At 70.5% G+C, this 11,624-nt stretch carries 7 protein-coding genes; 3 read left to right on the top strand and 4 right to left on the bottom strand.

The genetic code is table 11. The annotated features are described in order from the left end of the window. Positions 1 to 167: 167 nt before the first annotated feature. The 3 genes from FH609_RS23505 (at position 168) to FH609_RS23495 (ending at position 5,686) form a co-directional block, all read left to right on the top strand. On the top strand, positions 168 to 3,317 hold the full coding sequence (locus tag FH609_RS23505; protein WP_139667456.1) for a ThuA domain-containing protein: 3,150 nt from the start codon (positions 168 to 170) through the stop codon (positions 3,315 to 3,317). Between the two features lie 264 nt (positions 3,318 to 3,581). Further along, entirely contained in the window at positions 3,582 to 4,595 is a 1,014-nt protein-coding gene (locus FH609_RS23500) for an arabinan endo-1,5-alpha-L-arabinosidase (RefSeq protein ID WP_139667455.1), read from the top strand. Between the two features lie 386 nt (positions 4,596 to 4,981). Beyond that, the gene (locus FH609_RS23495; RefSeq protein WP_139667454.1) at positions 4,982 to 5,686 is read left to right on the top strand and encodes a FadR/GntR family transcriptional regulator; all 705 of its coding nucleotides are present in this window, start codon (positions 4,982 to 4,984) and stop codon (positions 5,684 to 5,686) included. Positions 5,687 to 5,754: 68 nt separating this feature from the next. Here FH609_RS23495 and FH609_RS23490 read toward each other — a convergent pair whose 3' ends face one another. From FH609_RS23490 to FH609_RS23475, 4 genes are all read right to left on the bottom strand, one after another. Beyond that, entirely contained in the window at positions 5,755 to 8,385 is a 2,631-nt protein-coding gene (locus FH609_RS23490; RefSeq protein WP_193317876.1) for a cellulosome protein, read from the bottom strand. Positions 8,386 to 8,463: 78 nt separating this feature from the next. Continuing rightward, a complete protein-coding gene (locus tag FH609_RS23485; protein WP_139667452.1) occupies positions 8,464 to 9,387 on the bottom strand; it encodes a carbohydrate ABC transporter permease in 924 nt (307 codons plus the stop codon). Continuing rightward, complete coding sequence (locus tag FH609_RS23480) at positions 9,384 to 10,295, bottom strand: carbohydrate ABC transporter permease (protein WP_139667451.1); 912 nt, start codon at positions 10,293 to 10,295, stop codon at positions 9,384 to 9,386. The genes FH609_RS23485 and FH609_RS23480 overlap by 4 nt, the downstream gene beginning before the upstream one ends. A gap of 1 nt (position 10,296) precedes the next feature. Next, complete coding sequence (locus tag FH609_RS23475) at positions 10,297 to 11,616, bottom strand: ABC transporter substrate-binding protein (RefSeq protein WP_139667450.1); 1,320 nt, start codon at positions 11,614 to 11,616, stop codon at positions 10,297 to 10,299. Positions 11,617 to 11,624 lie beyond the last annotated feature (8 nt).

Here is an 11,624-nt window from a genome sequence, read left to right as displayed (position 1 = left end):
GCACCCCCACCACCGCCGGCCGCGCCGCACAGCGACGAGCCGCGCCCGGCGGCCGTCGATCCGCACCAGAGCCGCACCAGAGCCGCACCGCCAGGTGTCCGCCGCACCGGGCGGCACCATCGCCGCACCACTCCGTCACACATCCCTGAGGAGAGGAAATCCCCCACATGAAACGTTCCATCCGCCCCACGACAAGACGCGCGGCGCCGCGCGGGAGACGGCTGCTCGCGCTGGCCGCGGCGCCGCTGCTGGCGCTCGGCGCCCTGCCGGCGCTGGCCCAGGCCGACGACGTCGAGGCCGCCGCCGACTTCCGCGCCCTGGTCTTCACCCGGGCCGTCGGCTATGTCCACGACTCCATCCCCGCCGGCATCCAGATGCTGGAGGAGGAGGCCGCCGAGAACAACTTCGAGGTCGTCCAGACCGACGACCCGACCGTCTTCAACGACGAGGAACTCGCCACCTACGACGTCGTGGTGATGCTCCAGAACTCCGGCATGATCTGGGAGACCGACGAGCAGCGCGCGGCCGTCCAGACCTATGTCCAGAACGGCGGCGGCATCGCCGCCATCCACAACACCCTCGACATGGGCATCGAGGAGGAGTTCCCCTGGTGGGACGACCTCGTCAACGGGGGCACGCACATGCCGTCGCACTCCCCCGGCGTGCTCCAGGGCACCGCGCATGTCGCCGACCACGCGCACCCCTCGACCGCCGGGCTGCCGGAGGTGTGGGAGCGCGAGGAGGAGTGGTACAACTTCGACCCCAACCCGCGCGGCGAGGTCCATGTCCTGGTCACCGCCGACGAGTCGACCTACGACCCGGGCGGCGACGCGATGGGCCCCGACCACCCGATCTCGTGGTGCCGGGAGGCGGAGGGCGGCCAGGTCTGGGCCACCGCGATGGGCCATGACGCGGCCTCCTACACCGAGGAGGCGTTCCGCGACCATGTGGTCGGCGGGATCAAGTGGGCGGCCGGGAACCTGCCGGGCGACTGCGGCGGCACCGTCTGGAACAACTTCGACAAGGTCACCCTGGACGACAACACCGCCGACCCGATGGAGCTGGACGTCGCCGACGACGGGCGGGTCTTCTACGCCCAGCGCGGCGGCGAGCTGAAGGTCTTCGACCCGGCGACCAACTCCACCAGCACCGCCGGCACGTTGGACGTCTACACCGGAGGCGAGGACGGCCTGGTCGGCCTCGCGCTCGACCCGGACTTCGCGACCAACGGCTGGATCTACCTCTACTACGCGCCGGCCGACAGCGAAGAGGACATCAACCGGCTCTCCCGCTTCACCGTCGAGAGCAACACCCTGGACGTGGCGAGCGAGCAGACGGTGATCGAGGTGCCGGCCTACCGGGACCGGACCTACCCCGAGCCCGGGCACACCGGCGGCAGCGTCGCGTTCGGCCCGGACGGCAGCCTCTACCTGTCCACCGGTGACGACGTGCCGCCCAACCTGTCCTCGGACTGGCAGGGTTACGCGCCGATCGACTGGCGCGAGGGCGAGGAGATGCTCGACGCGGCCAGGACCGCCGGCAACACCAACGACCTGCGCGGCAAGATCCTGCGGGTGGTGCCGTCCGACGACGGCGGCTACACCATCCCGGAGGGGAACCTCTTCGCCGAGGGCACGGAGAGCACCCGGCCCGAGATCTACGCGATGGGCTTCCGCAACCCGTTCCGGTTCTCCGTCGACCCCGAGACCGGCTATGTCCACGTCGCCGACTACGGGCCCGACCGGGGTGGCCCCACCACGGACCGGGGGCCCGAGGGGCTGGTGGAGTACAACATCATCGAGGAGCCGGGCAACTACGGCTGGCCGTTCTGCCACGGCAACAACCAGCCCTACGCGCCCTACAACCCGGACACCGGGGAGGTCGGCGAGAAGTTCGACTGCGACAACCTGACCAACCCCTCGCCGAACAACACCGGTCTTGAGCAGTTGCCGCCGGTGCGGCAGCCGGACGTCTGGTACGGCTACGGCGTCTCGCCCGAGTTCCCCGAGCTGGGCGAGGGCGGCTCAGGCCCGATGGGCGGCCCGGTCTACCGCTACGACCCGGACAACCCGTCGCCGACGAAGTTCCCGGAGTACTACGACGGGACGCAGTTCCTCTTCGAGTGGACGAGGAACTACATCAAGGAGATTCCGCTGACCTCCGACGGCGGGGCGGTGTTGAACCAGATCAACGACTTCCTGCCGACGGAGGAGTTCGTCAAGCCGATGGACCTGACCTTCGGCCCGGACGGCTCGCTCTATGTCCTGGAGTGGGGCAGCGAGTTCGGCGGCGGGAACTCCGACTCCGGGCTCTACCGGATCGACTACGCGCCGAACGGGCGCGCCCCGATCGCCGAGGCGAGCGCTTCGACGACCAGCGGCCCGGCGCCGTTGACCGTGGAGTTCTCCGCCGAGGGCTCCTCGGACCCGGGCGGCGGGGAGCTGACCTACGAGTGGGACTTCGAGGGCGACGGCACGTTCGACGCCACCGGGCCCGAGGTCTCCCACGCCTACGAGGAGGTCGGCGAGTACAGCGCCCAGCTGAGGGTGACCAACCCGACCGGGGCCGCCGGCTACGCCAACATCCCCATCACGGTGGGGAACACGGCGCCGACGGTGACCATCGACTTCCCGACCAGCGGTCAACTCATCGAGTTCGGCGACCAGATCCCCTACCAGGTGACGGTCACCGACCCGGAGGACGGCGAGATCGACTGCGAACAGGTCATCGTCAACCCGGCGTTGGGGCATGACGACCACGAGCACCCGACGACCGACCTGCACGGCTGCTCCGGCACGGTGGACACCGGCGACCTGGGCGGCCACCCGGAGGGCGCGGACCTGTACTACGTGCTCAACGCGCGCTACACCGACCAGGGTGGCGAGGGCACCGGCTCGCTGACCGGCTACGGCCGGGCGCTGCTCCAGCCGAAGCACAAGCAGGCCGAGTACTACCACGACCAGTCGGGGACGCGGATCGTCTCCCAGCCGGACGCGGAGAACGGCCAGCGGATCGGCGACATCAGCAACGGCGACTGGATCGCGTTCGAGCCGATGAGCGTCGAGGGCGTGGACTCCGTCAGCTACCGCATCTCCTCGCCGGACGGCGGCGGGGCGATCGAGCTGCGGGCCGGCGCGCCGGACGGCGAGCTGCTGGCGACGACGCCGGTGACGGCCACCGGCGACTGGGACGTCTACCAGCCGACCGAGGCGGTGGAGGTGGCCGACCTGGCCGGCACCCACAAGCTGTATCTCGTCTTCACCACCCCGGGTGAGAACAACTACGACGTGGACTCGGTCTCCTTCACCACCTCCTGAGCCGATCCCCTGACCAACACCCGCCATTCATCGGATCTTTGATCCGGAACTATCCGAACGAAGCGGAGAGAAACCCGCGTTCACCGTCCTGACAGGGAACATACATCAGATGTAAGCTCCGCTCGGTGGCTGCTTCAGCCGCCGAGCGGAGCTGTTTTCTCCGCGCCGTCGGGGTGGGTCGGCCACGAGGGGAGCGCCGTGGCCGACCCGCCCGGACGTTCTTCCCCCACTGCCTCACAAGGACAGGTCCCCCGAGGAGATCCGATGACCTCACTCACGGCGCACGCGAAACGAGCCCGACGCCCCCGCGTCGGCAGGGCAGGGCTGCTGCTGGCCCTCGCCTTCGCGCTGCTGTGCACCTTCGCCACCTCACCCGGTGCGACGGCCGCGACCATCCCGATCAGCGGCGACATCGGCTCGCACGACCCGTCGCGGATGATCAGGGACGGGGACACGTACTACGTGTACTCCACCGGTCGTGGCGTCCCGATGAAGTACTCGACGGACCGGGTGACCTGGCACGACGGCCCGGCGGTCTTCCCCGACGGGCTGCCCGACTGGGTCCAGGACGCCGTTCCCGGACACGACGGCCAGGACACGTGGGCGCCCGACATCACCTACGCCAACGGCGAGTTCCGGCTGTACTACTCGATCGCGGTCTGGGGCGGCGTGCCGGAGACGGCCATCGGCCTCGCGGTCTCCCCCACCCTCGACCCCGAATCGCCCGACTACGGCTGGGAGGACCGGGGCCCGGTGGTCAGCACCGGCTCCGTCGCCGAGTACGCGGCCATCGACCCGGCGGCGGTGCGCGACGCGGACGGCAACGAGTGGCTGGTCTGGGGCGGCGGCTACATCTACCCCCAGAACACCCCGCAGATCTTCGTCACCCCGCTCGACGACCGGGGCCTCGCGGTCGGGGACCAGGCGGCCAACCCGGTGCTCGACGGTCGGAAGGAGGGCGCGTCGCTGCACTACAACGACGGCTACTACTACCTCTTCTGGAACACCGGCAGCTGCTGCGACGGCACCAACAGCACGTACACGATCCATGTGGCGCGCTCGGAGTCGATCACCGGTCCCTTTGTGAACAAGTCCGGCCAGGAGGGCGTGGGCGAGACGTTCTACGCCTCGCAACCCGGCATCCACGGACCCGGCCACCTGGGGGTCATGTCCGAGGACGGGACCGACTACTACACCTACCACTACTACCCGAGCGACGGCTCCGTGCTCGGCCTCGGCACCATCGAGTGGGGCGCGGACGGCTGGCCCAACCGCTGAGTCCACCGGCGGCCCCGGCAGGTCGACGAGCAGCCCGTCGGTACCGTAGGCGAGGCGGACCGGGGTCCCGGGCCACGTCGTGTCTGGCATGGTGTCCGGCATGGTGTCCGGCATGGTCCGGCCTCTTGGGCGAGAACGAATGACCAGCGGTGACCGATAGACCTGATGTTTAGGGCTTGTTCCGGATCTCGAATGACCACCATCGGAACGACCTTCGATCAGGAGCCGCATGTAAAGTAGGTAAAGTCCCCCCGCTTCGGGGTGGGACCTTCCCCTCACTCCTCGATCAACTCGGTCAACCACGTGATCAACAGAGGCATAGGTCAGATGAATGGGGCTGGCGCTCGGGGTGCTCCCGGGGTTTCCCCCAGCGGAAAGGGCGGCGTGTGGGACTGATCGACGAGGCGGTGGACCGCCTCAAGGAGATGCTGATCACCGGGGAGTTGGGCCCGGGCGACCGGCTGCCGGTGGAGAAGGACCTCGCCGCCCGGCTCGGCGTCTCCCGGGGCACGCTGCGCGAGGCGGTCCGCACCCTCTCCGCGATGCGGGTGCTCAGCACCCGCCAGGGCGACGGCACCTATGTGACCAGCCTCGCCCCGGACATGCTGCTGGCGGCCATGGGCTTCGTGGTCGACCTGCACCAGGACGCGACGGTCCTCCAGTTCTTCCAGGTGCGCCGGATGCTGGAGCCCCAGGCGGTGGCGCTGGCCGCGCACCGGATCTCCGAGGAGACCCTGGAGGAGCTGGAACAACTCCTCGTCGACGCCGAGGAGTTGGTGCGCCAGCCGGAGGTGGACCACACCGCGCTGGTGGAGAACGACCTGCGGTTCCACGCCCTGGTCAACGAGGCGTCCGGGAACCCGGTGCTGGCCGCCGTCGTGGAGGGCATGTCCGGGGGCACCACGCGGGCGCGGATCTGGCGGGGCAAGACCGACGCGGGCGCGGCCGAGCGGACCGTGGGCGAGCACCGCGCGATCCTCACCGCGCTGCGCGCCCGGGACGCGGACCGGGCCAGGCTGCGGGCCGAGACGCACATCGTCGAGGTGGAGGACTGGCTGATCGAGCACCTCAGCGGCGGCTCCCCGCACTGAGCCCGGCCCGGGACGGCCCGCCGGGTGCCCCCGCCGGTGGCGGGGGCACCCCGTTCGCCTGCCGCCGCTCACTCCAGCAGCAGCGGGGCGACGTCGAACCGGTCGAGGTGCGCGGCCTCGGCTGTCGGGTGGGAGAACGTGACCGCGTTGGTGCCCTCGGCCAGCTCCACCGGGACGCCGACGGCCCAGAAGTTGCCCCAGCTCCAGGTGTTGCGCAGCCACACCGTGGTGGGCTCCCCGCCGTTGACGCTGATCTCGACGGGCCGGGAGACGATGTTGTGGTTGAACTCGTCGCCGCGTCCCCGCTCGTTGTTGGCGTAGTGCACCACCAGCACGTGCTGGCCGGCCTCGTCGGCCTCGATCGCGGGCAGCGTGAGCGTGTTGCCCTCGCCGCCGCCGACGCCGGTGACCTGGCCGCCGCCGGAGGCGGAGCCCGACTCGCCGCGCTGCGCCGTGCCGGCCAGCTCGTTGGCCTCGTCCTCGGCCTCCACGGTGGTGATCGCGGGCGCCTCGGCGGCCTCGGTGACGGTGAGCGCGTCGAGCAGGACGCGTTCCTCCGGCAGCACGGTCAGCCGGTGCGCGCCGGCGGTCAGGAAGACCCGCTGCTCGCCGTCGTGCCACTCCTCCGGCCCGGTCGCCGGCAGCGCGGCGCCGGTCAACGGGGCGCCGTCCAGGCGGAGTTGGGCCGCGCCGTCGTGGCGGACGGTGAGGTCGTAGTAGCCGTCGGACGGGACGGAGAGCACAAAGGTGGTCTCCTGCCCGGCCGTTGCCTCCACATAGCCGGCGCCGGACTGGCCGCGCGCATCGTAACGGTGCGTCATCTCGAAGTCGGTGCGGGCCAGTTCGGCCTGGTAGGCCACCGGGACGGGCCGCCCGTCGGCGGGCAGCGCCGTCACGTCGAGCCGGTCGAGGGTGACCGCGCCGGTGGCGGTGCCCAGCTCGGGGTCGGCCTTGGCGAGGGTGATCTCGTGTTCGCCGGCGGTGAGTTCGAGGTCGACGTCCTTGCGGGCGCGGTAGACCCAGTCGAGGGTGGCCGGGTAGTCGAGCAGTCCGATGGCCTCGCCGTCCACCCGGAGCGCCTGTTGGGCGATGTCGCCGGTCTGGTTCCCGTAGAGCACGCCGAGCCGGTAGCGGCCGTCCTCGGGCACGGTGATGTCGAAGCTGACGGCGCTGTTCTCGCCGTCCAGCTCCTGGACGTCGCGGGTGCCGGAGGCCGCCGGCTGGTTCCAGTTCTCCGGGGTGCCCTGGGTGACGATCTCGCCGTCGGTGATCCGGGCGTCCTCGGCCTCGTGGGAGGCGCGCCAGGTGGCGTCGGCAGGGCCCGGGATGCCGTTGCCGCCGGGCTGGACCACGATCTCGTAGGCGGCCAGCTCGTCGACGTCCCGCAGCGGCAGGGTCAACGCGCCGTCCCGGAGCGGGAGCTCCGTCTCCAGCAGCACGCGGGGCGGCGGCGCGTCGGCGTCGTAGCCGCTCCAGGTGGTGGTGGAGACGGTGACCTGGACGGTGTCGCCGAAGGTGTCGGCGTCGAGGTGGTTGAGCGCCACGTCCACGTCGTCCGAGCCGCCGCCGACCAGCACCCGCGCCTGCCGCCGCTCGTCGTCGATGGAGGCGAGGCCCTGGGCGGTGTCCACGGTGTTCGGCTGGGGCGGGGTGAGGGTGGCCTGTTCGCCGCTGAGGTCGGCGTACATCTTCAGCAGCCACCAGCCGCCGCCGGGCCGGTTGGTCTGGGAGACGCTGCCGGAGAGGTTGCCCGAGGGGTTCCAGTACGCCTGCCCGCCGGCGTCCACGTCGGTGTCCTCGAACATCGCGATGAACTGGAGCAGCCGGCCGGGAACGCTCAGGTCGCGCCGGCCGCCCCACTCGTTGATGTTGATGGGCAGCGGGTCGATGCCCACCTCGCGCTCCAGCGCGCGGTAGTCGGCGTAGTTGTCGCGGTAGTGGGCGAGTTGGGTGGTGGGCAGCTCGTGCCAGGTCATCAGGTCGGGCAGCAGGTCGCGTTCCCTGGCCCAGGGCAGGAAGTCGGCCAGCAGCCGGTGGTCGTAGACCGACTCGTTGGGCCCGGCGATCCTGGCGTCCGGGTGCAGCTCGCGGATGCGGGTGTAGACGGTCTCCCAGTCGGCGAAGAACGCGTCCCGCTGCCGCTCGTACTCGGCCTGGTCCCCGGCGTACAGCTCGTACCAGATCCAGTCCGGCTCGTTGAAGGGAACGTAGACGAAGCTGTCCCGGTGCGGGCTGTCCAGCACGGTGCGGACGGTGCGTTCGACCTTCGGCAGGTAGTCCTCCAGGCCGAGGTCGTCGTAGGGCCAGCTGGGATAGACCTCCTGCATATAGATCTGCACGTACCCGCCGCCGTTGCGCAGGAACTGGGGCGCGACGTCGAGCGCGTTGCCGCCCGGGTGCTGTTCGCCGAAGGGCGCGGCCTGGGCGATGGAGCGGATGTCGAGGGGTTCGAGCAGGTTGTCGGAGGGCACGCCCTCGTCGCTCATCCCGTAGAGGAAGCCGTTGCCGCCGCCGTGGATCGGGCCCTGGCGGTCGGCGAAGTCCACGGTCAGCCGCTGGGCCTCCTGGGGCTCCTGGGCCTGCTCGGCCGCTTCGGTCGGGGGCGGGTCGGCGGTGGCGGTGGCGGTGGCGGTGGCGAGGGTGGGCACCACCAGGGCGGCGGTGGCGGCGAGGCCGACCGCGAGCCGGAATCTTCGCATGGCGGAACTACTCCTTGGACGTCGGGTGTTGGCGGAAGGTCGGCGCTGGGGCCGGGGGTCACTCCGGGGAGCCGGCGGTCACTTCAGGGAGCCGGCGGTCATGCCCTTGCGGATCAGCCGGGACATCGCGAGGTAGAAGACCAGCACCGGCAGCACGGTGATCAGCAGCCCGGCGTAGAGCAGCCGGTGGTCCGTAACGTAGTTGCCGGTGAAGGCGATGACCGCCGACGGCAGGGTGCGCTTGTCGGGTTCGGTCAACAGCAGGTAGGAGAAGAGCAGTTCGCTCCAGATGCCGATGGCGTTGATGATCGCCACGCCGGCCATCGGGCCCTTCAGCACGGGGATGACGACCTGGAAGAGGGTGCGCAGCTCGCCGGCGCCGTCGGCGCGTGCCGCCTCCAGCAGCTCACGCGGGAAGGAGCGGAACGCGGCCCTGGCCAGCAGCACGCTGAACGGCATCCAGAACGCGGCGTAGACCAGCACGATCCCGGTGTGGCTGTTGCGCAGCTCCCACTGGCCCATCATGTCCCAGACCGGGATCAGGGTGGCCTGGGTGGGCACGGCCAGCAGCACCAGCAGGCCCAGGGTGACGTACTTCTCGCCCCGGAAGCGGAAGCCGCCCAGGGCGTAGCCGGCCAGCGCCGAGACCAGGGAGACCAGGGTCACCGCCAGGGCGGTGACCAGCACGCTGTTGAGGAACGAGCCGCCGAGCGAGGCGCCGAAGGAGCCGCCCTGCCAGGCGTCCCCGAGGTTCGCCACGTGCGGCGGCGAGGGGGGCGCGATGGGGTTGGCGAGGATCTCCCCGTTGTCCTTGAAGGCGTTCATCACCAGCAGGAGCAGCGGCAGCGCGGCGCCGGCGGCGCAGAGCACCATCAGCGCGACGCCGAGCCAGCGGCCGGCGGCGCTGCCCCGCGCGGCCGAGCGGGCGGCCTCGCGGCGGGAGGCGTTGGGGGAAGGGGAGCGCCGGGAGGCGTTCGGCGGGGTGGTGAGGACGGAGGTCACTGGGCGTCGTCCTTTCCGAGAAGCCTCCGGTAGAGGAAGAAGCTGATGGTGAACATGATCACCGTCATGGCCACGGCGACGGCCGAGCCGTAGCCGTAGCGGGCCTCGTCGAACGCCTTCTCCACCAGGTAGGTACCCATGATGTCCGTGGAGTTGCCTGGCCCGCCCTTGGTCAGGGCGAAGACCAGGTCGAACGCCTTGAGCAGCGAGACGAACTGGACGATGGTCAGGGTGGCGATGGTGCCCCGGATGTAGGGCGTGACGATGGAGAACAGCCGCCGCATACTGCCGGCGCCGTCCAGCGCGCCCGCGTCGTGCAGCTCGCCCGGCACGTCCTCCATGGCGCCCAGGATGATCAGCATGGTGAAGCCGCTGGCCTGCCAGATCGCGACGCACACCACGACCCACATCGCCACGTCGGGGTCGCCGAGCCACAGCGGCGGGTTGTCGAAGCCGAGGTCGTTGGCGACGCTGTTGACCGGCCCGGTCGGGTCCAGCAGCAGGTTCCACAGCAGCGCGGAGACCGTCATCGGCATGATCACCGGGATGAACAGCAGGAAGCGGTAGGCCCGCCAGCCCGGCAGCCGGCGTTCGATGCCGTAGGCCCACAGGATGCCGATGGCCATCGCGCCGACGGTGCCGGCGACGGCGAGGGTGAGGCTGTTGGCGATGACGCTGCGGAACAGGCCGTCGCGGAACAGCTCGCGGTAGTTGCCCAGGCCCACCCACTCGCCGGCGGAGAGCCCGTTCCAGTCGTAGGCGCTGAACCTGACGCTCTGGATCGTCGGCCAGAGCAGGAAGACGGCCATCAGGGCGAAGGCGGGGGCGCTCAGCAGCAGGACGACCCACGACTGGCGGCGAAGTCCCCGCCGTCGGCTGCTGGTTGACGGGATAACGCGGTCGCTCATCCTAGGCGTGGCCTCTCTTGAGCTGCTCCAGCTGCTCGCAGAAGTCCCGCACGGACTGGCCGCCGGAGAGCACGGCCTGGAGGTTCTCGCGGTCGTAGTTGATCATGTTGGTGGGCGCGGGGTCGTCCCAGCCGAACTGGAACCGGCCGTCCTGCTCGCCCAGTTCGTACATCGAGCCGGCGAGCGGGCCCAGCACCTCCACGAGGTCGGGCACGTCGGTGCGGGCCGGGATGACCTGGCCCTCCTCGGCGCTGTGCAGCGCGGTCTCGGGTGAGACCAGCCAGGTGCCGAACTCCACGGCCTGCGCGTGGCCGGGGGCGATCTCGGGGATGACGATGCCGCCGCCGGCGTAGATGGAGATCTTGGTCTCCAGCTCGCCGATGGGCGGCAGCAGGCACCAGTCCAGGTCCTCGGTGTCGATGCCGGCCTCGACCAGCAGCGGTATCCACACGTTCATCCCGGTGGAGAACCCGGCCCGGCCCTGCGCGAAGTGGGCGTTGCCCTGGTCGGTGGTGCGCCCGAGGAAGCCGGGCGCGAAGTAGCCGGCCCGCTCCCACTCCAGCAGCTTCTCGACCGGCCTCATCCACTCGGGAGACAGGTAGTCGATGGAGAGCGGGTCGAGGATCTGCTCGGGCGCCATGGTGGAGGCCAGCAGGCCGTCCTGGAGGTGGGAGATCGGGTAGCCGTCCTTGCCACCGATGCTGATCGGGTCGATGCCGGCCGCCTTGAGCGTCTCGGCCGCCTCGACGAACTCCTCCTCGGAGGAGAACGCGTGGTCCACGGGGAACGGGACGCCGGCCTCCGCCAGGACCGACTTCCGGTAGAAGAAGCAGCCGTAGCGGCTGGTGTTGGTGGGCGCGCCGTACATCCTCCCGTCGTCGGTGAAGCTGGAGTACTGCTGCCGGATCAGCTCCGGCACGTTGTCCATCAGCCCGGAGACCTCCCAGAACTCCGTCATGTCCATCAGCGCCCCGGCCCTGGCGAGGTCGGTGAAGTGGCCGCCGTCCACGAAGTAGCCGGCGATGTGGGGGGCGTCGTCGGAGGTGGCGATGCGGGGGAAGCTGTTGCCGTACTGGGCGGAGTCGGTGGTGCGCAGCTGGACGGGGAACGGCGGGTCGCCCGCGTTCCACATCTCCACGTGGACCGGGCCCATGGCGTCCTGGGAGTTGGTCATAAAGATGAGTTCGTCCACCTCCTCGTCGCCCGACGAGCCTCCCGACTTCGATGAGCCGCCGGGCGCGCCGCAGGCGGTGAGGGCGGCGGAGGCGGCGAGGCCGCCGGCTCCCCAGAGGAAGGCTCTTCTGGTGGACTGGACAGACATGGTTCCCT

The organism is Streptomyces sp. 3MP-14 (assembly GCF_006334905.2).
In the GTDB taxonomy this organism is placed as follows: Bacteria; Actinomycetota; Actinomycetes; order Streptomycetales; family Streptomycetaceae; genus Streptomyces; species Streptomyces triticirhizae.
The sequence above is the reverse complement of the archived record's forward strand: the minus strand, read 5'-3'. Positions and strand labels throughout refer to the sequence as shown.

Bases quoted from the DNA above. Each gene is read 5' to 3' on its own strand.
- FH609_RS23475 (WP_139667450.1), bottom strand. From the start codon at position 11,616: ATGTCTGTCCAGTCCACCAGAAGAGCCTTCCTCTGGGGAGCCGGCGGC.
- FH609_RS23505 (WP_139667456.1), top strand. From the start codon at position 168: ATGAAACGTTCCATCCGCCCCACGACAAGACGCGCGGCGCCGCGCGGG.
- FH609_RS23500 (WP_139667455.1), top strand. From the start codon at position 3,582: ATGACCTCACTCACGGCGCACGCGAAACGAGCCCGACGCCCCCGCGTC.
- FH609_RS23490 (WP_193317876.1), bottom strand. From the start codon at position 8,385: ATGCGAAGATTCCGGCTCGCGGTCGGCCTCGCCGCCACCGCCGCCCTG.
- FH609_RS23480 (WP_139667451.1), bottom strand. From the start codon at position 10,295: ATGAGCGACCGCGTTATCCCGTCAACCAGCAGCCGACGGCGGGGACTT.